This window comes from Kitasatospora sp. NPDC043950 (genome assembly GCF_056435345.1).
The window spans coordinates 1-20,395 of the sequence record NZ_JBWKER010000002.1; the positions used below are offsets into that span (position 1 = coordinate 1).

23 protein-coding genes are annotated in these 20,395 nt (G+C 72.3%); 17 read left to right on the forward strand and 6 right to left on the reverse strand.

The features are described 5' to 3' along the window. Positions 1 to 193: 193 nt before the first annotated feature. The 3 genes from AC07BF_RS01245 to AC07BF_RS01255 form a co-directional block, all read right to left on the reverse strand. Positions 194 to 931: an SDR family NAD(P)-dependent oxidoreductase gene (locus AC07BF_RS01245; protein WP_478332727.1), complete on the reverse strand. Its 738-nt coding sequence runs from the start codon at positions 929 to 931 to the stop codon at positions 194 to 196. A gap of 84 nt (positions 932 to 1,015) precedes the next feature. Then, positions 1,016 to 1,447 carry an Rrf2 family transcriptional regulator gene (locus AC07BF_RS01250; protein ID WP_363627612.1) on the reverse strand — a complete coding sequence of 144 codons (432 nt, stop codon included), beginning with the start codon at positions 1,445 to 1,447 and terminating at the stop codon, positions 1,016 to 1,018. 104 nt (positions 1,448 to 1,551) lie between these two features. Continuing rightward, positions 1,552 to 2,055 (reverse strand): DUF3592 domain-containing protein, encoded by a 504-nt coding sequence (locus tag AC07BF_RS01255; protein ID WP_363627613.1) that lies wholly within the window; start codon positions 2,053 to 2,055, stop codon positions 1,552 to 1,554. Positions 2,056 to 2,377: 322 nt separating this feature from the next. On the opposite strand from AC07BF_RS01255, the gene AC07BF_RS01260 reads away from it, so the two are divergent. From AC07BF_RS01260 to AC07BF_RS01310, 11 genes are all read left to right on the forward strand, one after another. Next, positions 2,378 to 2,764 (forward strand): nuclear transport factor 2 family protein, encoded by a 387-nt coding sequence (locus AC07BF_RS01260; RefSeq protein WP_363579604.1) that lies wholly within the window; start codon positions 2,378 to 2,380, stop codon positions 2,762 to 2,764. Positions 2,765 to 2,845: 81 nt separating this feature from the next. After that, a complete protein-coding gene (locus tag AC07BF_RS01265; RefSeq protein WP_363627614.1) occupies positions 2,846 to 3,283 on the forward strand; it encodes a GNAT family N-acetyltransferase in 438 nt (145 codons plus the stop codon). Between the two features lie 107 nt (positions 3,284 to 3,390). Further along, positions 3,391 to 3,978, forward strand: a complete 588-nt coding sequence (locus tag AC07BF_RS01270) for a TetR/AcrR family transcriptional regulator (protein ID WP_363627615.1) — start codon at positions 3,391 to 3,393, stop codon at positions 3,976 to 3,978. 29 nt (positions 3,979 to 4,007) lie between these two features. Further along, on the forward strand, positions 4,008 to 5,156 hold the full coding sequence (locus tag AC07BF_RS01275; protein ID WP_400984161.1) for an epoxide hydrolase family protein: 1,149 nt from the start codon (positions 4,008 to 4,010) through the stop codon (positions 5,154 to 5,156). Between the two features lie 311 nt (positions 5,157 to 5,467). Then, positions 5,468 to 5,710, forward strand: a complete 243-nt coding sequence (locus AC07BF_RS01280) for a hypothetical protein (protein ID WP_363579608.1) — start codon at positions 5,468 to 5,470, stop codon at positions 5,708 to 5,710. Beyond that, entirely contained in the window at positions 5,682 to 6,206 is a 525-nt protein-coding gene (locus tag AC07BF_RS01285) for a DUF6879 family protein (RefSeq protein ID WP_400984158.1), read from the forward strand. Before AC07BF_RS01280 ends, AC07BF_RS01285 begins: the two co-directional genes overlap by 29 nt. Before the next feature lie 26 nt (positions 6,207 to 6,232). Continuing rightward, complete coding sequence (locus AC07BF_RS01290) at positions 6,233 to 7,081, forward strand: helix-turn-helix domain-containing protein (RefSeq protein WP_400843661.1); 849 nt, start codon at positions 6,233 to 6,235, stop codon at positions 7,079 to 7,081. Between the two features lie 97 nt (positions 7,082 to 7,178). Beyond that, complete coding sequence (locus AC07BF_RS01295; protein WP_400843663.1) at positions 7,179 to 7,388, forward strand: hypothetical protein; 210 nt, start codon at positions 7,179 to 7,181, stop codon at positions 7,386 to 7,388. A 109-nt stretch (positions 7,389 to 7,497) separates the two neighbouring features. Beyond that, complete coding sequence (locus AC07BF_RS01300) at positions 7,498 to 7,737, forward strand: DUF397 domain-containing protein (RefSeq protein ID WP_478332728.1); 240 nt, start codon at positions 7,498 to 7,500, stop codon at positions 7,735 to 7,737. A gap of 79 nt (positions 7,738 to 7,816) precedes the next feature. Next, on the forward strand, positions 7,817 to 8,257 hold the full coding sequence (locus tag AC07BF_RS01305; RefSeq protein ID WP_478332729.1) for a hypothetical protein: 441 nt from the start codon (positions 7,817 to 7,819) through the stop codon (positions 8,255 to 8,257). 117 nt (positions 8,258 to 8,374) lie between these two features. Continuing rightward, a complete protein-coding gene (locus AC07BF_RS01310) occupies positions 8,375 to 9,154 on the forward strand; it encodes a VOC family protein (protein ID WP_400843672.1) in 780 nt (259 codons plus the stop codon). A 100-nt stretch (positions 9,155 to 9,254) separates the two neighbouring features. On the opposite strand, the gene AC07BF_RS01315 is transcribed toward AC07BF_RS01310, so the two are convergent. Continuing rightward, a complete protein-coding gene (locus tag AC07BF_RS01315; RefSeq protein ID WP_478318219.1) occupies positions 9,255 to 10,991 on the reverse strand; it encodes a 2-isopropylmalate synthase in 1,737 nt (578 codons plus the stop codon). Positions 10,992 to 11,172: 181 nt separating this feature from the next. Here AC07BF_RS01315 and AC07BF_RS01320 point away from each other — a divergent pair, with 181 nt between their 5' ends. The 6 genes from AC07BF_RS01320 to AC07BF_RS01345 all read left to right on the forward strand — a co-directional run bounded on the left by AC07BF_RS01320 (position 11,173) and on the right by AC07BF_RS01345 (position 17,862). Further along, positions 11,173 to 11,865 carry a FadR/GntR family transcriptional regulator gene (locus AC07BF_RS01320; protein WP_400843676.1) on the forward strand — a complete coding sequence of 231 codons (693 nt, stop codon included), beginning with the start codon at positions 11,173 to 11,175 and terminating at the stop codon, positions 11,863 to 11,865. 260 nt (positions 11,866 to 12,125) lie between these two features. After that, positions 12,126 to 15,161, forward strand: coding sequence for a sensor histidine kinase (locus tag AC07BF_RS01325; RefSeq protein ID WP_363579617.1), 3,036 nt, complete (start codon positions 12,126 to 12,128; stop codon positions 15,159 to 15,161). After that, complete coding sequence (locus AC07BF_RS01330; protein ID WP_363579618.1) at positions 15,158 to 15,613, forward strand: roadblock/LC7 domain-containing protein; 456 nt, start codon at positions 15,158 to 15,160, stop codon at positions 15,611 to 15,613. The genes AC07BF_RS01325 and AC07BF_RS01330 overlap by 4 nt, the downstream gene beginning before the upstream one ends. A gap of 5 nt (positions 15,614 to 15,618) precedes the next feature. After that, positions 15,619 to 16,083: a DUF742 domain-containing protein gene (locus AC07BF_RS01335; RefSeq protein WP_400326161.1), complete on the forward strand. Its 465-nt coding sequence runs from the start codon at positions 15,619 to 15,621 to the stop codon at positions 16,081 to 16,083. A 3-nt stretch (positions 16,084 to 16,086) separates the two neighbouring features. Next, a complete protein-coding gene (locus AC07BF_RS01340) occupies positions 16,087 to 16,689 on the forward strand; it encodes a GTP-binding protein (protein ID WP_363579619.1) in 603 nt (200 codons plus the stop codon). A gap of 39 nt (positions 16,690 to 16,728) precedes the next feature. Continuing rightward, positions 16,729 to 17,862, forward strand: a complete 1,134-nt coding sequence (locus AC07BF_RS01345; protein ID WP_478332730.1) for an FAD-dependent monooxygenase — start codon at positions 16,729 to 16,731, stop codon at positions 17,860 to 17,862. Between the two features lie 105 nt (positions 17,863 to 17,967). On the opposite strand, the gene AC07BF_RS01350 is transcribed toward AC07BF_RS01345, so the two are convergent. Next, on the reverse strand, positions 17,968 to 18,729 hold the full coding sequence (locus AC07BF_RS01350; RefSeq protein WP_478332731.1) for a serine hydrolase: 762 nt from the start codon (positions 18,727 to 18,729) through the stop codon (positions 17,968 to 17,970). A gap of 73 nt (positions 18,730 to 18,802) precedes the next feature. Further along, on the reverse strand, positions 18,803 to 20,377 hold the full coding sequence (locus tag AC07BF_RS01355) for an alpha/beta hydrolase (RefSeq protein WP_478332732.1): 1,575 nt from the start codon (positions 20,375 to 20,377) through the stop codon (positions 18,803 to 18,805). Between the last annotated feature and the right edge of the window lie 18 nt (positions 20,378 to 20,395).

Here is a 20,395-nt window from a genome sequence, read left to right on the forward strand (position 1 = left end):
CAAGTCGATCGCGGACCTGGTCGAGCTGGTCTAGCCTCTGCGGTGCTGTCGTGGGGGGGGGGGGGGGGGGGTGTGGGGGGGGGGGGGGGTGGTGTGGGGGGGGGGGGGGGGGGGGGGGGGGGGGGGGGGGCCGCCCCCCCCCCCCACTCCGCCTTTCCACCCCGCTCAGGTTCCGTGCCGAGACGGAACAGCCCTAGAGCTGCGTGAGGCCGCCGTCGACGAGCAGTTCCGCGCCGGTGGTGAAGGAGCTCTGGTCCCCGGCCAGGTAGAGGGCGGTGGCGGCGACCTCCTCGGGTCGGCCGACGCGGCCGAGCGGGGTCGTGGCGACGGCCTGATCGACCTGGGGGGACGCGGCCCGCAGCTCGTCGGCGCCGGGGGTCGTGACCGGGCCCGGGGTGAGGGCGTTGACCCGGATGCCGCGACCGGCGAGTTCGGTGGCCCAGGTGCGGGCGAGGCTGCGGATCGCGGCCTTGGTCGCGGCGTAGACGCCCAGACCCGGGACGCCGCGCAGGGCCGCACTGGACGAGAGCAGGATCACCGAGGCGCCGGCCGACAGCAGCGGAAGCGCCTTCTGCACGGTGAACACCGTGCCCTTGAGGTTCACGGAGGTGGTGTGGTCGTACTCCTCCTCGGTGATCTCGCCGAGCGGGCCGAAGTCCCCGAGGCCCGCGTTGGCCACGACGATGTCGAGCCGGCCGCTGCGTTCGGTGATCTCGGCGAAGAGCCGGTCGAGGTCGTCGAGCTTCGACACGTCGCCCCGGACGCCGATGCCCCGGCTGCCGACCTGCTCGACGGCGGCCGCCAGCTCGGCTTCACGGCGGCCGGTGAGGTAGACGGTCGCCCCCTCGGCGGCGAAGCGGCGGGCGATGGCCAGGCCGATGCCGGTGGAGGCGCCGGTGACGAGGGTGGTCTTGTTGTCCAGCTGTCCCATGAGATTCTCCGAATCTTGACGTAACTATTCTTGTTACATTTTTGGGCGCAAAAACCGGCGCAGGAAGCACTGCCACGGCCGAGGCTAGGCGGCCTTCAGCACATCGCGCAGCACATCCTCCAGCGTGGTTCCCGACAGCTCCCGGCGGAGGGTGGCCTCGATCCCGTCGTAGACGGCGGCCATCACCGGAGCGATGCCGTGGCCCACGACGCACTCGGGGTCGGGCGTGGCGGGGTGCAGGGCGAAGATCGGCCCTGGCTCCACCGCCTCGTAGACGTCGAGCAGGGTGATCGCCGACAGGTCCCGCGACAGCGTCCAGCCGGCCCCGGCACCCCTTCGCGAGTCGACCAGGCCCGCCGTGCGCAGCTGGGCCAGCAGGCGGCGGATCACCACGGGGTTGGTGTTGACGCTCGTCGCGATCTGCTCGGAGGTGGCGACCTCGTGGCCACGGCGCTGGTACAGCCCGATCCAGGTCAGGGCGTGTGCGGCGACGGTCAACCTACTGTTCGCGCTCATGCCGCCCATCACCCCTCTCCATGTCGTAACTGTAATAGTTACATCGACTGGCGGCAAGCGCGGCACGGCCACATCGGCGGGGCCGACTTCCCACTCCTCACCGCCTAAAGAGCGGTGGGCCGCCTGCGTGCCCGGGTGAGCCGGCGGTACGCGAGATGGACCGCGAGGCCCAGCAGGGTCATGACGACGGACGCCACCAGTGCGACCACATCGAGCGCGTTCCGGCCCAGTGAGTTCCAGAAACCGATGCTTGAAGCAAGGGCGGCGACGTCCGTGTGCCGGGGGTCGTACACCACCGCCACGGTGTCGCGGGCCTTGACGGTGTCGGTCACGTAGGCGAGTCGGGTCTCGACGGACGCCCCCTCGGAGGTCGTGAACCGCACCCGGCAGTTGGCGTTGCCCGCCGGGTTGTCCTGCGGCGCGCTCACCTCAGTGCACTCGGTGACGACCGCCGGCATGTGGACGCCGCGACTGCGGAGAGCCGACGTCACCCCCATGTCGTGCGGTATCAGGTAGACCAGGCTGAGGACGAACAGCAGGACCCCCAGGCCGATCATGGCGAGCGAACCGTTCCGCACGGTCCGGCCGTGGTCCGGCGCGTTCTCCATCGGTCCCCCCGGGTGTCGGCCCAACTGCCCACGTGCGCTCACGCTACCCGCACCCACCGACACCGGCGGTGCGCCGGAACACTGGCCGCCGGCAGCAGGGCGCTCGCAGCCGCGCGACCTCTCCGAGGCTCAACAGCACCGCTTCATCGACCTCATCGACGTGCTTGCGCTCCACTGTCGGCTCTCCCACGACGGGAGGGTCAAGGCGGGCACGGGCACCGGGCTCGTCAGGAGCCGTCCAGGATAAGGGGATCCGGTCACCCCGGTGGCAGTTCCGTCAAACAGCGCACACCCGCTGTGAGCGGACTGGTACGTTCCGCGCATGGACTTCAACGCCGTTGCCAACTCGTTCGTGCCGCACTACTACAACACCTTCGACTCCGGCATCTCGGGTCGCCCGAACCTCAACAGCCTCTACCGACCCGAGTCGATGCTCACCTGGGAGAACGCCCAGGTCCAGGGACAGCAGAACATCCTCGCGAAGCTGACGACGCCCCAACTGGCCACCGTCAAGCACAAGGTGAACACCACCGACGCACAGCCCGCCCCGGGCAACGGCGTACTGGTCACCGTCACGGGCAACCTCCTCATCGACAACGCCTTCGACAAGCCCCTGCAGTTCGCCGAGACGTTCAACCTGCAGCCGATCCCCGGCCAGCCCGGCGGCTTCTTCGTCCACAACCAGATCTTCCGCCTCATCTTCGCCTGAGCCGTCCGGGCCCGGGGCCTCCCGTCGGCTTCCCGCGCGGCGCGCGGAAGCCCCGGACCGACGCCACGACTTGGAGGAAGGGTGCACCTGCGCGAGCTCCGGCCGGGCGACGCCCACGCCGTCCGCCGCATCTACAGCGGCAGGTCGGTCGCCGACCTGTGGTTCGGCCAGATGACCGCCGCCCAGGCCCACGACTACATACGCGAAGCCCAGGAGGCCGACGCCCGCCGGCCGCGCACCGCACGCATCCTCGGCATCGACGTCCACGACGACCTGCTCGGCATCGTCCGGCTCCGCATCACCGGCCACACGGGCAGCCTCAGCTACATCCTGCGCGAGGACGCCTGGGGTCACGGCTACGCCACCACAGCGGTGCGCCGGTTCCTCGCCCACCACCGCACCCCACGGGTCACCGCCGAGCACCGCGTGGGCAACCCCGCTTCGGGAAGGGTCCTGGTGAAGACCGGCTTCGTCGTGACCACCGCGACCGACGAGATCGTCCGCTACGAACTGGGCTAGCGGCTGCCCCGCCAGCTCCGACTCCCCGGGGCCCGCGCCGGGCGTGACGCGGACCTTTGCCGTGTGTTTATATTGAACAATGGTTCAACCAAACACCGGACGCCCCCATGCCCCGCACGCCTGAGGCCTCGGCGGCCGTCCGCGAAGCGACCCGCGCCAAGATCCGGCGCGCCGCCGTCCTGCTCATGGCCGAACAGGGCTACCGCGCCACCACCCTGCGCCAGGTCGCCACCCGGGCCGGCGTCGCCGACGGACTGCCCTCCCGCTACTTCGGCAGCAAGGACGGCCTGCTGATCGACATCGCCGACGGCTGGCGCGAACGGACCCGCGCGGCGCTCGCCGCCCAACCGGCCGACAGCCCCGCCGCCACCCTGCAACTCCTGGTCCGCTCCGCCCTGCTCGGCCTGGACTCCGCCCCCGAGGAGGTCGAGGAGAGCCGGGCCGTCTCCGCCCTGCTCGCCGACCCCGAAGCCCGCGCCGTCCTGGTCGCCGCAGGCGCCGACCTCGCCTCCGCCGACCTCCTACAGGCCTTGGACGAAGCCCTGGCGGCCTGCCGCGTCCCCGACCCCGCCGCCGCCCGCCTGCTCCTCCTCGCCGGCATCCGCGGCGGCCTCACCCTCGCCGCCGAGGACCCGGCCTTCCCGCTGCGCGACCTGGAAGCGGCCCTGCTCGCCCACATCCTGCCGACGACCTGACCCCACCCCATGCTTCGAAAGGCCCCGCCATGACCGCCGAAACCGACATCCGCCCCTACCGCATCGCCATCGAACAGCACCAGCTCGACGACCTGCGCGACCGCCTCGCCCGCACCCGCTGGCCCGACTCGTTGCCCGGCGCCGACTGGGACTACGGCGTCCCGCTCCACTACCTCCAGGACCTGGCCGAGTACTGGCGGACCGGCTACGACTGGCGCGAACACGAAACCAGGCTCAACACCTTCCCGCAGTACACCACCACCCTCGACGGCGCCAACGTGCACTTCCTGCACGTCCGTTCACCCGAACCCGACGCCACCCCGCTGATCATCACGCACGGCTGGCCCGGCTCGGTGGCCGAATTCCTGGACATCCTGGGCCCGCTCACCGACCCCCGCGCCCACGGCGGCGACCCGCGCGACGCCTTCCACGTGGTCGCGCCCTCCATCCCGGGCTACGGCTTCTCCGGACCGACCGGCCAACTCGACTGGGACTACCGGCGCGTGGCACGTGCCTGGGCCGAACTGATGGACCGCCTCGGCTACCCGCGCTACGGCGCCCAGGGCGGCGACTGGGGCTCCGGCATCTCCCGCGAACTCGGCCTCGCCGCCCCCACCCGGGTCATCGGCGTGCACGTCAACACCTCCCCCACCTTCCCCACCGGCGACCCGTCCACCCTCGACGCCCTCGACCGCGAACGGCTCGACACCTGGGCCCGCCACCAGGCCGAAACCTCCGGCTACACCGCCGTCCAGGCGACCCGCCCGCACACCGTCGGCTACGCGCTCACCGACTCACCGGTCGGCCAACTCGCCTGGATTGTCGAGAAGTTCCGCGAATGGACGGACTGCGACGGCGGCGTTCCCGAAGGTGCCGTGCCCCGGGACCACCTCCTCACCAACGTGATGCTGTACTGGCTGACCGCCACCGCCGGCTCCTCCGCGCGGCTGTACAAGGAGTCGGCCCGCAACGGCTGGACCGAGGCCACCCCCTCCACCGTCCCCACCGGCATGGCCGTCTTCCCCCACGACATCACCCTGCCGGTCCGCGCCTTCGCCGAACGCATCGACAACATCGTGCACTGGACGGAGTTCGACCACGGCGGCCACTTCGCCGCCCTGGAACAGCCCGAGTTGCTGGTGACCGACATCCGGACCTTCTTCCGCACCCTGGCGTGACGCCGGCCGTGACTGGTCGGATGTTCTCAGCTCATCAACTCGCCAGCTCAGGCCCGAAGTAGTCACGCAGTCGAGCGATCTTCCCGTCCCGGATGCGGAAGATCTGCTGCGGCGTTCGGGACACGGCGGCCTCCCTGGGCTCAGGCTCGGAAGGCCGCACAATCCCAGCGCCGCCCCGGCTCCATGCCGGTCACAATGAGTGCCCGGATCACCCGAGTGCGCAGATCAACCGCTTGTAACCTCTTGACTACAGTCTGGCTGCGGGTGGATGGTCTTGCACATCCATGCAACCGCGAGGCACGGAGGGAACGATGGCACTAACCTTCATCGCCAAGGACCCGAACACGGATGGGGCCAACTGCCCGACGGTGTGGGTCGACAAGGACGCGGGGGAATTCGTCATTCAGGGCTGGAAGGTCGACCAGGCAACCGAAGAGGAGTGCTTGGCCGCAGGGCCGATCCCCGACAGTGAGACCGTGCTGCGGCTGCCCGTCCGCATGGCTGCCGCTCTCAGGGAGGCTATTGATGTCGCCGAAGGCGCCCACGTTCGTTGAGCTTCTGGACGCCGCCCAGCGCTCGGCGGTTCACCTTGAGATGCGGGACTCGTACGACGACCCGGACGAGGCCCCGCGCGTCGCCGCATGGCGGGCGGGGCATCGCCACAACCTGGCCGACCGCGCCTCCTGGTGGCGCCCTTGGCTCGATCTCGTATCGGGCGCGGTGGCGCGGGGTGTCGAGATCCGCCGCGCGCGAATCGTCTCCGAGCCGGTCAGCGAGTACACGCAGTACCTCCACGAAGGCACGTTCGCCAATGTGTCCGCGGGCGAGCAGATCCGGTGGCTGCCGCGTCGCCGGGCATCTGACCTCGCCCTTCCCGGTAACGACTTCTGGGTGTTCGACGACACGGTTGTGAGGTTCGGCCACTTCTCGGGGGCGGGTGCCTATCTGGGCGACGAGGTGACGGGGGATCCTGCCGTGGCGAAGCTCTGCGCCTCGGCGTTCGAAGCGGTCTGGTCGCGGGCCGTTCCTCACGAGAACTATCGGATCTGACCTACGAAGCACCGGACTGCCAGCTCATGCCCACATCTCCGTCATCCAGCGTCCAATCAGCACGCAAAGCGCTCGCCGCCCGCCTGCGAGACCTCTGCAAGGACGCTGGACTCAACGGGCGTGAGCTGGCTCGCCAAGCCGGCTGGCATCCCTCGAAATCGTCTCGGATCATCAACGCGGTAACTCCGCCGTCCGATGAGGACATTCGGATCTGGTGTCGGCTGTGCAGAGCCGACGATCAGACCGCCGATCTCATCGCCGCATCACGCTCAGCGGATGAGATGTACGTGGAGTGGAAGCGCCTCCAGCGTACCGGGCTCAGGAGGTTGCAGGATTCCTATGTGCCCCTGTTCGAGCGCACCCGCGTGTTCCGGGTCTACTGTTCGACAGTGGTTCCCGGGCTGTTTCAGAACCACGGTTACGCAACGGCGTTGCTCTCTTCCATCACCCGCTTTCGCGGCACGCCCGATGACGTGGCAGACGCCGTTTCCGCCCGGCTCGCACGGTCGCACATCCTGCGGGAGGGCGACCACCGGTTCGCCGTGGTGGTGGAGGAGTCCGTCCTGCGATACCGGGTCGGCGACGCGGACGCGATGTCTGGGCAACTCGGTTACCTGCTGGCGATCATGTCCCTGCCCGCCGTGTCGCTCGGGGTCATCCCCCTCAACGCCGACCGGGACATCTGGCCACTGGAGACGTTCAGCGTCTACGACAGCGAACAGGCGCAGGTCGAAACCCTCACCGCTGCCGTGACCATGACCGCGCCGGGCGAGATCGCCCAGTACCTCGCCGCGTTTCAGAAGCTGTCCGACATAGCGGTGTACGGCGCCCCGGCCCGCGCGCTGATCACGGCGGCGATTGATGCACTCGGGTGATGGGCGTGCAATCTTGTAGAACCTCGTAGAGACCAACCGCCTACCCTCCGTAGCGTCTTCCTCGTCAACGAAGCGCCCCAGGAAGGGAGCCGGCCAGATGTCTCTGCGTGAGATCGCCCAGCGTGAACCCGAGCCGGCCGCACCGGACTCCGGACTGTGCCCCACCTGTTGCTGGCACGACGCCATGGCGCGGGAGGCGTTCAAGGGCCCGGAGGGCTTGGACCGTTCGAAGCTCACGGACGTGACGGTCCTCCGGCGGAAGCATCGCGAGGTCGGGGAGTGCCTGAACCCGGACACCGCCGCGTGAGGCAAAACCAACAGACTCCCGCATCCGGCCATTTGGGGAATCCGACCGCGTGCGGGTGCACCACCGCGTGGGAACGGATTCCCCTTTCACCGAACAGGAAGGCAGTGCAGTGAGCGACCTGTACGAGATCGAGATCCCGGCCGGACTCGCCGCCTACAAGGCGTGTGGCGGGAACCAGGGTGGGGGTGACGACGGGGAGTCGTGCGTGACCCTGCAGGAGGTGCCGGGGGTGGCCGGCGGTTTGTGGGTGATGGGCGACACCAAGGCGCCGGGGCGGGAACTGCGCTTCACCACCGTGGAGTTGAGCTCCGCCGGCATCGACCCGGACCACTTCACCGCCTCCGCCTGACGCACCACCTCGCACCAGCGGGCCCCGCTCCCAACGCAACTGGGAGCGGGGCCCGCCTCACACCCAGGGTAGGGCGCTCATGGATCACTGGAACAGGCCCGGCCTCCACTGGCACTGCTACGCGTGGGCGGGCAGCAAGCGACCCGACGACGCCGAGCGGCGGCCGCCGGAACCGCAGAACGGCTCGCGGCCCGAATGGGGCAGCCCCATACCGCCGTTGGAGGTCATGCACTGGCTCGCCAAGTCGGCGGCGCAGATCAGGCTCACCACCAACGACCCCGCCGAGGCGCTCGACTGGCTGGGCAAGCAGCTCGCCGACTCCCCCGCTTCGGAGGCCGACCTCCCCGCGTTCACCCGGCTGGATCACGCCCTGGCGTTCCTCGACACGTTCCCGCACGACGTGGTGTGGACGTACTGGACACCCGGCCAGCAGCTCCGGTCGGTCGCCGCCGTGGCGTGCCCCCGGACGTTCGGCCCCACCTCCGAAACGCTCCCGCTCTGCCCGCTTCGACGGCGGTGACCGGCGCTGACCGGCTCGTCACCGGCCGACCGGCGGGTCGTGACAGCGTGTCGAGTGGCGGCGCACGGTCCGCGACGAGAGGGTGACCGACGCAGGACCTCACCTGAAGGAGCGAGAATGCCCGAAGTCACCACTCCGTACCCGACCGGCACCCCGTGCTGGGTCGATCTGATGGCGCAGGACCAGCAGGCGGCACTGGATTTCTACCGCGACCTGTTGGGCTGGCAGGGGCAGGTCGGCCCGGCCGAGTTCGGCGGGTACGCGGTCTGCGAGCTGAACGGCAAGCCGTCGGCCGGGATCGGACCGGCGATGGCGCCGGAGGGGATGCCCACCCCGCCGACCGTGTGGACCAGCTACCTGTCCACCACCGACGCCCAGGCCACCCAGGACGCGATCGTCGGCGCGGGCGGCACCCTGCTCGTCCCGGCGATGGACGTCGGCGAGCTCGGCCGGATGCTGATCGCCGCCGACCCGCAGGGCGCGGTGTTCGGCGTCTGGCAGCCGGGCGAGTTCTTCGGCGCCCGGGTCGTCAACGAGAGTGGCGCGCTGATCTGGAACGAGCTGCACACCAGCGACCTGCCCGGCGCCACCGCCTTCTACGGCGAGGCGTTCGGCATCGAGATCGAGCCGGCGCAGGGCGCCGAGCAGTACTGGGAGCTGCGGGTCGGCGGCCGGGCCGTCGGCGGGGCCTCGCTGCTCGCCGACGACCCGCCCGGCACGCCCGCGCACTGGCTGACGTACTTCGCGGTGGACGACGTCGACTCCACCGTCGACGCCCTGGTCAAGCACGGCGGCACCGTCCTCGCCCCGCCGTTCGACATGGTGGCGGGCCGGATGTCGGTGGTGACCGACCCGCAGGGCGCGCCGTTCGCGGTGATCGCACCGAAACCGATGTAGGCGGCGCGGCCCACCGCGCACGGTGTCGCGGTGGGCCGTCTCCGTACAACTCCCGTCCATACGGGTCACTCCGGCGCGACGGCCGACGGCGGCCCGTCCGTCACCCCCGCTGCGCGCGGCCGACGGCGCTGAGCACCGCCCGTACGCCCGCCGTGAGCACCGAGCCGTCCCGCCCGGCGCCCCACACCACCTGTCCCCCGACCCGGGCCTCGACGTAGGCGACGGCGTCGGTACCGGAGCCCGCACCCGCACCCGCACCCGCACCAGCGCCCGCACCCGCCCCGACGGCGTGCTCGCTGAAGTGCAGGATGTCGACCCGCAGCGCGTCGGCCACCGCGTCGAGCGGCCCGGCGCCCTCGCCGCGCCGGCCGTCCACCTCCGCCCAGTCGTCGCCGGCCTGCCACGGCCAGTCCGGCGCCGCGTCCAGGTACTCCGCGCGGAAGAGCCCGTACAGTCCCTCCGCCGTCACCTCCCGCCCGCTGTCGTCGGTGGCCTCCTGCACGACCCGGGAGAACTCGATCTGGAGCCGCCTCGGCAGTTCCAGCCCGTGCCCGGTCTGGAGCAGGTAGGCGATGCCGCCCTTGCCGGACTGGCTGTTCACCCGGATGACCGCCTCGTAGTCGCGGCCGAGGTCGGCCGGGTCGATCGGCAGGTACGGCACCGACCAGGGCGCCTCGCGCGCCGGGACGCCGGACTCGGCCGCCACCTTGGCGTGGTGGGCGAAGCCCTTCTTGATGGCGTCCTGGTGGGTGCCGGAGAAGGCGGTGTGCACCAGGTCCCCCGCGTAGGGGTGGCGCTCGTGCACGGGCAGCCGGTTGCAGTGCTCGACGGTGCGGCGGATCTCGTCGAGGTCGGAGAAGTCGAGCATGGGGTCGACGCCCTGGGTGTGCAGGTTGAGCGCCAGCGTCACCAGGTCGACGTTGCCCGTCCGCTCGCCGTTGCCGAACAGGCACCCCTCCACCCGCTGAGCGCCGGCCAGCACGGCCAGTTCGGCGCAGGCGACGCCCGTCCCCCGGTCGTTGTGCGGGTGGACGGAGAGGATCACCGACTCGCGGCGCTCCAGGTGCCGGTGCAGGTACTCGATCTGGTCGGCGTAGACGTTGGGGGTGGCGATCTCGACGGTGGCGGGCAGGTTGTGGACGACGGGCCGGTCGGGGCCGGCGTCCCACAGTTCGGTGAGTCCGTTGCAGACCTCCAGGACGTAGTCCGGTTCGGTCAGGTTGAACACCTCGGGCGAGAACTGGAAGCGCACCCCGGGCCGGCCGTCGGCCCGCCGTGCCAGGTGGGTGGCGGCCTCGGTGATCAGGGCCCGCAGTTCGTGCCGGTCGCGCCCGAGGACGACCTCGCGCCAGAGCGGGGCGGTGGCGGTGTAGAGGTGGACGACGACGCGGGGCAGGCCTTCGACGGCCTCGAAGGTGCGGTCGATCAGGTCGGCGCGCGCCGCCGTGAAGACGACGACGGTGACGTCCTCGGGCACCGCGCCGGGCACGGTGGCCAGTTGCCGGACGAAGTCGAAGTCGGTGCGGCTGGCGGAGGGGTAGCCGACCTCGATCTCCTTGAAGCCCATGGCCAGGAGCAGGTCGAACATCCGCTGTTTGCGTGCCGGGTCCATGGGTTCGGCCAGTGCCTGGTTGCCGTCGCGCAGGTCGACGGGGACCCACAGCGGGGCGTGGTCGATCCGTCGGCCGGGCCAGCGCCGCATCAGCGCGGGGACGTGCACGCGCTCGTGGGCGGGCCGGTAGCGGTGGGAGGGCATGGCACCCGGGCGCTGCGGGTTCCAGGCGGGGGCGGTGACCGGGACGGGGCCGGCGGGGGTACGCAGGGTCGGGAATCGCATGATGAGTCCTTACGGAGGTACCGGTGGACCGGCAGGACGGCGCCCCGCAGCGGGGTGCCGGTCCGGTCACGCCCCGCTGCGGCCACCAAGAAGAAGGCCACCCAGAGGGAGACTCCACGGCTGCATGCCGGGTAGACTAACCACGAACCAAGTCCTCAGACAAGCTGACAGGTGAACGCGAATGCCCCCGCTCGGCCCCCTCCACCGCTCCCCCCTGGTCGACCAGGCCACCCGACGCCTGGAGGAGCAGATCACCGCCGGACACTGGCCGGTGGGCGGGAAGCTGCCGGGCGAGGTGACCCTGGCGAAGGAGCTGGGCGTCGGCCGCTCGACCGTCCGGGAGGCGCTGCGCGCGCTGGCCGGCGCCGGGATGGTGCAGAGCCGGCAGGGGTCGGGCGTGTTCGTGACGGCGGACCGGCCCGCCCTGGACTGGCCGACCCGGCTGCGCCGGGCGGAGCTGGCGCACGTCTACGAGGTGCGCACCATGGTCGAGGTGCAGGCGGCCCGACTGGCGGCCGCGCGCCGCACGGAGACGGACCTCACCGCCGTGGACACGGCGCTGGCCACCCGGCTGGCGGCGGGCGGCGCGGACGACGCGGCCTTCGTGGACGCCGACATCGCGCTGCACACCGCCGTGGTGGCGGCCGCGCACAACCCGGTGCTGGACGACCTGTTCGCCCAGTTCGCGCCGGTCCTGAGGGAGCACCTGGTGGACCTGGTGGGGGTGCTGGGGCTGCGCAGCGGGGACCCGAACCACGGCTACGCGTCGCACGCGGACCTCGTCGGGGCGCTGCACCGGGGCGATCCCGAGGAGGCCGGGCGGGTGCTGGCGGCCGAGCTGGAGGCCACCCGGTCGCGCCTGCTGGCCGACTGAGCGGAGCGGGCACCGGGGCCACCGACCGACCGGTCGGGCGAATATCCGGAGCGCGGACACACAGTTTTCACACGGCGGCCACCCGGCCGCCCGCTCCGATGGCCGACGCCTCGTCAACCCGCTCCGAACTGGGATGCTTCGAGCACGCACGATCAACCGTCAGATGACATTGTGTCCGGAGCGTGTGTGACCACGGCCCAGGCGGCGAACGCACTTTCACTCCAATCACACGGTATGACTAGTATCGCCTCGTCAAGCCCGTGCCCCGGACGGCCGCCCCGCTCAGGCCGGCCGCCATCCCCAAGGAGACTGCTCTGCGCGCGCGTGCGAATCGGCGGCCCCCGACGCCGAAGGCCCCCCGCAGGCGTCCGCGCCTGTCACTGCGGACGGCGCTGCTCGTCCTCGCCGTCGTCCCCAGCATCGCCCTGGCCGCCCTGTGGGCGGTCACCAGCGGCGAGACCGTCTTCGACTTCCAGCGCCAGGCCGCCCAGGGCCTGCTCGCCCAGAAGGCCGGCCAGCCGTCCAACATCGTCTACTACAGCCTCCAGGAAGAACGCCGGCTCAGCGCCGAGGCGCTCGCCCGGCCCGGCGGCAACACCGACCAGCTGCGCCGCCAGCGCCAGCAGACCGACGACGCGGTCCGCCAGTTCCAGGTCCTCTCCGGCGAGACCGCCGACAGCGCCCCCGAAGAGGTCCGAACCGCCGTCACCGAAGCCCGCCAGGCGATGGGCAAGCTCGCCGAGCAGCGCACCGCCGTCGACCACGGCTCGATCGACCAGCAGGCCCTCTACGCGTACTACACCGACCTGATCGCCGTCGACCTGCGGCTGTTCACCGCACTCAGCCGCGTCGACGCCGGCGAGGTCACCTGGGTCTCCAAGACCCTGGTGAACACCTTCTGGGCCAAGGAGATGCTCGCCCGCGAGGACGCCATCCTGGCCCGCGGCTGGCCCACCGGGCGACTCTCCGCCGCCGACTACCAGCAGGTGCAGCAGGCCGTCGGGGCGCAGGAGCACCTCTTCACCGTCCAGGTCCTCCCGTACATCCCGGACGGCGAGGCCGCCGCCTGGCACGACCTGATGAACAGCCCCGCCTGGCAGGCCAAGGCCGCCGTCGAGCAGTCGCTCACCAAGCCCACCGCCGCCGAGGCCAACGGCACCGTCAAGCTCCCCGCCGCCCAGGACCAGTGGCGCCAGGCCCTCGACCAGCTCAACCCGCAGCTGGTCAAGGCCATCGAGAACCGCACCAGCGCCATCGTCGACGTCGGCAAGGGCACCATCCTCTCCCTCCTCACCAAGGTCGTCCTGACCACCGTCGTCGGCCTGATCACCGTCGTCGCGGTGATCATCGCCTCCTGGCGGCTCAGCCGCTCGCTGCGCCGGCGCATCAAGGAACTCCAGACCCAGGCCGAGGAGATGGAGCGCACCCTCCCCGAGGTCGTCGAACGCCTCGGCCGCGGCGAGCAGGTCGACGTCGAGACCGACAGCCGCACCATCACCGCCGGCCCGCACGGCAACGGCACCGACGAGCTCGCCCGCCTCGGCCAGGCCCTCAACCTGGCCCGCGCCTCCGCCGTCGAGGCCGCCGTCAAGCAGGCCGAGCAGCACCGAGGCTTCGAGCGGCTGCTCCAGCGCATCGCCCGCCGCACCCAGCTGCTGATCGGCCGCCAGCTGCGCAAGCTCGACGAGCTGGAGCGCAAGCACGAGGACCCTGAGGTCCTGGAGGGCCTGTTCGACCTCGACCACCTCACCGCCCGCCTGCGCCGCTACGAGGAGAACCTCGTCATCATGGCCGGCGGCCAGCCGCAGCGGCGCTGGCGCAAGCCCGTCCCGCTGCTGGACGTGCTGCGCGCCGCGCAGGGCGAGGTGCAGGACTACCGCCGGATCATGATCGACGTCGAGGGCCACCCGTGGCTGTCCGAGCGGGCCGTCGGCCCGGTCGCGCACGTGCTCGCCGAGCTGATGGAGAACGCCACCACCTTCTCCAAGCCGCCCACCCCGGTCGAGGTCCGGGCCGCCATGGTCGGCCGCGGACTCGCCGTCGAGATCGAGGACCGCGGCCTCGGCATGGACCCCGAGCAGTACGACGCCGCCAACGAACTGATGAGCCGCCCGCCCCGCACCGACGTGCTCGCCCGGGCGGACGACGTCCGCCTCGGCTTCTACGTCATCGCCCGGCTGGCCGCGCACAACGGACTCAAGATCGAGTTCCGGCCGTCCGCCTTCGGCGGCACCCGGGTCGTCGTGCTCGTCCCCGACGAGCTCGTCATCGACGGCGACGCCGGACTCCCCGACGCCGCCCCCGTCGAACCGATCCCGCTCGTGCGGCGCTCCCGCAAGGCGCTGCTCACCGCCTCCAACGAGGCCCCGGAGCCGGAGCCGGCGGGGCCGCCGGTCGCGCCCGTGGACTCCTTCCCGCCGGGAGAGTCCTTCGCGCCGGCGGAGCCCCTCCCACCGGTGGAGGCCTTCGCCGCGGCCGAATCCTTCCCCCCGGTGGAGGCGTTCGGGCAGGTCCAGCACGTGGAGCAGCCCGGGTACGTCGCACCGCTCGGGTACGCGGAATCGCTCGGGTACGCGGAACCGCTCGGGCAGACCCAGCAGCTCCCGCACGACCCGCTGACCGCCCCCCTCCAGGCCTTCGGGCACGTCGAGTACGTCCAGCCCGAGGCCGCGCCCGCCGCCGAGCCCGCGCCGTTCCCCGCCCCGTACGCCGAGCAGCCGATCGAGCACAGCTCGCCGGCCCCCGACGCCCCGGTCGACCAGCTGCCCTCGCACGACGTGCCCGCCTACCCGGACATCGCCTACGCCCGGGTCACCGACGCCGAGGCCCCGTACGCCGACGAGCAGTACCGCCCGGCCGACCACTACCGGCTGGCCGAACGGCGCCGGCGCCGCGAGTACGCCTCCGCGGTGCCGCTCAGCCCCAGCGAGACCGAGCAGCCCCCGCTGCCCCAGCGCGTCCGGCAGGCCAGCCTGGCCGCCGAACTGCGCGTCCCGCCGGCGCCCCGCCCGCAGTGGGCCGAGCCCGCCGCCGAACCCGCCGCCCCGGCCACCGAGCCCGCCGGCGGCCCCTTCCAGCGCCCGGCGAAGCGTTCCGGTGCGACGATCGGCGCCTTCCAGCGCCAGTCCCGTGCCGCCCGCGCCCAGGACAGCGGCGAGCACCCGCTGCCCGGGGCCGTGACCCCACCGGCTCCCCCCACCGCCCCCGCCGGCTCCCCGACGCCCGCGCCCGGCCCCTCCCCCTGGGCCCTGCCGGCCGCGGACCCCCGAACCACACGAACGGATGACCAGTCATGAACCGAACGATCGCCACCCACCAGGACCTGGACTGGCTGCTGGACGGACTCGTCGACTCGGTGCCCGGGACCAGGAACGCCGTCCTGCTCTCCGACGACGGCCTGGTCGTCAGCCACTCCCGCACCATCGAACGGGCCGACGCCGAACGCCTCGCCGCCGTCGCCACCGGCCAGCAGAGCCTGGCCCGCGGCGTCGGCCAGCTCTTCGACGGCGGGGCCGTCCACCAGGTGATCGTCGAACTCGCCGAGTGCTGGCTGTTCATCATCGCCGCCGCCCGGGGCACCCACCTGGCCGTCGTCGCCTCCCAGGAGGTCGACGCCGAGGTCATGTCGGTCGCCATGCACACCCTGGTGCAGCAGGTCGGCCAGAAGATGACCACCCCGGTGCGTGCCGAGGCCGGCGCCGCCTCCCCCGCCGGCTTCGACGCCTTCGCCGCCCGGAACCGGAGCTGACACCGGTGGGCCCGTACGGGAGCGGAAACGGGAGCGGGCAGCGCGGCGGGGTCCCGCACTGGAGCGAACTGCCGGACGAGGACGCCGAGGACGAGTCGGGCGCCATGGTGCGCCCGTACACCATCACCCGCGGCCGCACCGCGCCCGAGCGCGACGACCTCACCCTGATCACCGTGCTCACCACCGTCGAGGACGAGGCCGCCCGGGCCCTGGCGCGGGGCAGCCGCGCCGGTGCCCGCGGCCTCCAGCCCGAGCACCGAATGATCCTCGACCACTGCCGGCGGCCCGCCGCCGTCGCCGAGGTGTCGGCCGGCCTGGACCTCCCGGTCTCGGTCACCAAGATCCTGCTGGGCGACCTGGTCGCCCAGGGCCTGCTGCGGGCCCGGGCACCGCTCTCGGTGGCCCGGGCCGCCGGAGGCGTGGACCTCGGCCTGCTCACGGCCGTTCGCGAAGGACTCCGGAGACTCTGAACCATGGCAACACCCCACCCCAGCAGTGCCGCTGACGCCGGCGTCGCCACCGCGCCGGCCGCCGTCAAGATCCTCATCGCGGGCGGCTTCGGCGTCGGCAAGACCACCCTCGTCGGCTCCGTCAGCGAGGTCGCCCCGCTGCGCACCGAGGAGTACCTGACCCGGGCCAGCGTCGGCGTGGACGACCTGTCCGGCGTCGACCAGAAGGACACCACCACCGTCGCCCTCGACTTCGGCCGGATCACCGTCAACCCGGACCTCGTCGTCTACCTGTTCGGCACCCCCGGGCAGGAACGCTTCTGGTTCATGTGGAACGACCTCGTCAACGGCGCCCTCGGCGGCATCGTCATCGCCGACACCCGCCGGCTCGACACCAGCTTCGCCTCCATCGACTTCTTCGAGAGCCGGGGCATCCCCTTCGTCGTCGCCATCAACTGCTTCCACAGCCACAACACCCGCACCCCCGACGAGATCCGCGCCGCCCTCGACCTGGACCCGCAGGTACCGATGCTCCTCGGCGACGTCCGCGAACGCGCCTTCGGCCGCGACCTGCTGCTCGCCCTGGTCGACCACCTGATGGACCTCTCCGCCGCCCCCGTCGGCTGAACGTCGGCTGAACCACCTCCCTTCCCCAGGAGCTACCCCATGACCTCACCCCTGCGCGTCCTCGTCCACGGCGGCGGCATCGGCGGGCTCACCCTCGCCACCGCCCTCGCCAAGCGCGGCCACCACGTCGACGTCGCCGAACTCCGCGACCAGCTGGAAGCCCTCGGCGTCGGCATCATCCAGCCCTCCAACGCCCTCCACGTGATGCGCGAGATAGGCGTCCTCGACGACTGCCTCGCCGCCGGCTTCGAGTGGGAGGTGCTCACCATCTGCGACCCGACCGGTGCCACCCTCGCCAAGATCCCGCAGCCCCGGATGGGCGACGCCCCCTCCAACAACGGCATCCCCCGCCCCGCCCTCGCCCAGGTACTCGCCACCGCCGCCACCCGGGCCGGCGCCACCCTGCGCTTCGGCACCACCATCGCCAACCTCGCCGAGGACGCCGACGGCGTCGACGCCACCCTCACCGACGGGCACCGCGGCCGCTACGACCTCGTCGTCGGCTTCGACGGCATCGGCTCCCCGCTGCGCAAGCGCCTCTACGGGGAGAAGTACGCGCCCGAGTACACCGGCTTCGCCAACTGGCGCGTCACCCTGCCGCGTTCACCCGAGGTCCAGGGCGTGGTGATGTCCACCGGCAACCTCAAGGCCAAGGCACTGCTCACCCCGATCACCGACGACCTCATGTACCTGGGCTCGGTGTTCGCCGAGGCCGAGGACTTCCGGCCCGACCCCGGGCACGCCCACGAGCAGCTCGCCGAGCGCCTGGCCGGCTTCGGCGGCCCGATCTCCGAGGCCCTCGCCCAGGTCACCGACCCGTCCGCCGTGGTCTACTCGCGGATCTCCCAGGTCAGCGTCGAGGAGCCCTGGCACGTCGGCCGGATCGCGCTCGCCGGCGACGCCGCCCACGCCTCCACCCCGCACCTCGCCCAGGGCGCCGCGATGGCCGTCGAGGACGCCCTCGTCCTCGCCCAGAGCCTGGACGCCGCCGAGGCCGTCCCCGCCGCGCTCGCCGCCTGGGAGGAGCGCCGCCGGCCCCGCGCCATGTGGGTCCAGGCGCTCTCCCGGGCCGTCCTCAAGCAGGAGACCGGCACGCCCACCACCCCGGAGGAGGACGAACTCCTCAAGGTCGGCATCCCCGGCGCCGCCCACGTCCTCGTCCAGCCGTACTGACCGCTGTCCCGCCTGCTGCGCGAAGCCTCGCAGCAGGCGGGCGGGCGGCCGGCCAGGTCTCGCGTCGGCTCGCGCGGCAGCTCACGCGTCGGCTCACGCGTCGGCTCACGCGTCGGCGAGCTCGTGCCGCCGCTGCCACACCGCCGCCGAGACCCGGGCCAGCAGCCGGGCCGCCGGGTCCGTGCGGTCCTCGCCCGAGGCCAGCGGGCCGGTGTAGCAGACCGCGATCAGGTAGGGCGGGCAGTCCTGCGGGTGGACCAGGCCCACGCTGTGCCGGGCGCCGGGCACCCAGCCGTTCTTGAAGGCGATCCGGGTGCCCGGCGGCAGGCCCGCCGCCAGGTCCACCCGGAACGCGTTGCGCTCCAGCAGCGCCAGCAACTCCGGCTCCCCGCCCAGGGAGTGCAGCAGCCGCACCAGGTCCCGCGCGCTCACCAGGTTGTGCACCCCGGCGTCGCGCGCCGCGTAGTCCTCGATCCCGCGCGGGCTCGCGCTGCGCGTCGCCCCGGCCCGCCGCCACGCCTCGGCCACCGCCGCCCGGTCGACCCGGGCCAGGCACAGGTTGGTGGCCAGGTTGGAGGAGTGCGTGATCATCCGTTCGGCGAGCAGCCGCAGCGGCACGTGCGTGCCCAGCAGCTCCCACGGCAGCGGATCGCTGTCCCAGTCGGGATCGTTGCCGAACTCCCCGCCCACCATGGACTCGAACCGGTTCACCACCGGCACCTCGGCATCGAGATCCGCCCCGCCACGGGCGAGCGCCGCCAACACCGCGACCTTCATCGTGCTCGCGGCATCGTGCAGTTCGTCCGGCGCCCGCACGAACACCGGCTCCGCCTCGCCCGCCCAGGGGGCCACCACCACAGAGAGCATGGCCGCAGCCTAGGGCAGCCTTCGGCTGGTCAGGAAGGGCTGCCCACGGCTGCTCGGCACTGTTGAGGGCTGCTCAGGACTGCTTGGCGCAGGTGCGGTCCTTACCCGGCAGCCGGCCGGTGGCCAGGTAGGTGTTCACCGAGTCGTCGACGCAGGCGTTGCCGTAGACGCCGAAGCTGGTGTGCTGGAAGGCGCCTTCGAGGGTGACCAGCCGGGAGCTGGGCAGCATGCCGTGCAGGGCCACACTGCCCCGGTACGGGGTGCGCGGGTCGTTGCTGGCGGCCACGATCAGCGCCGCGGTGTCGCGCCGGACCCGGGTCGGCTCCTCGCGCGGCGCGTCCCAGAACGCGCACGGGGTGATGTTCTCGGTCATCGGGCTGAACAGCGGGTGGGCGGCCCGGCCGCGCTCGATGTCGCGCCAGTACTGCTCCGGGTCGCGCGGGGCGGCCACGTCCCCGCACAGGATGGCGGTCTGCACGCTGCCGGTGGCCGAACCCGCGCTGGTGAACGTCCCCCGCAGGAAGGCGGCGAAGCCGGGCGACACCCGGGTGGGCCGCCCGTCCGCGGCCCCGGCGAGGACGGACAGCTGCTCGGCGAGGCCCGCCCGCGCCGGGGCGAGGTCGCTCGCGATCCCGGCGAACACCAGGGAGGGGACCTGGCTGCCGTCGAGCCGGAAGACGTCGGGGGCGGTACCGACGGTGAGCGGCTCCCGCTCGGCCGCCGCGACGACGCGATCGATCGTGGCGCGCACCTGCGCGCGGGTGTCGCCGAGGCCGTAGTCGGCGTGGTGCGCGGCCGCCCAGTCGGCCCAGCCGTCGAGCGCCCGCTCGTGCTCGTTCTCGGTGCCCCGCATCAGCCGGGGGTTGTAGCTGCGCGGGTCGATCCCGCCGTCGAGGACCACCCGGTCGTAGCGGCCGGGGAACAGCTGGGTGTAGGCCGTGCCCAGGTAGGTGCCGTACGAGTAGCCCAGGTAGGAGATCTTCCGTTCGCCGAGCGCGGCCCGGACGACGTCCAGGTCGCGGGCCGTGTTCCGGGTCGTGACGTGCGGCAGCACCGAGCCGTTGGTGGCGCGGCACCGGTCGGCCACGCTCCTGGCCCACGCCGTCTGACGGTCGAAGACCGCCCGGTCGGCGCCGGCCGAGGGCAGGACGGGGCCGGTGGACAGACCGCAGTCCAGCGGGGTGCTGCGGCCGACGAAGCGCGGGTCCATGCCGATCACGTCGTAGCGGGCGCCGGTCTCCTTCATCGCCCCGCGCACCAGTACGGAGTTGGCGAGGCCCGGCCCGCCGGGGCCGCCGAAGTTGAGCAGGAGGGAGCCGATCCGGTGCCGGGTGTCGGTGGCCTTGAGCCGGGAGATCGCGACGGTGATCGTCCGCCCCCGGGGGTCGCTGTAGTCGAGCGGCACGGTCACGTCCGCGCAGCGCGCGCCCGCGCTCTCCAGGCCGCGGCCCACCTCGTCGTCGGGGCCCAGGACGCAGCTGCGCCAGTCGAGGCGCTGGTGGTGGTAGCGGTCGAGTCCGGCTCCGGCGCTCGCGGGGCCGCCGTCACGCTCGGCGGCGGCGGCCGTGGCGGCGGGCGCCGTGGCGAGGCAGGCGGTGAGGGCGAGGCCCGCGGCCGCGACGCGGCGCAGGGCCTTGGGGGTGGTCATGCGGTCTCCTGACGATGA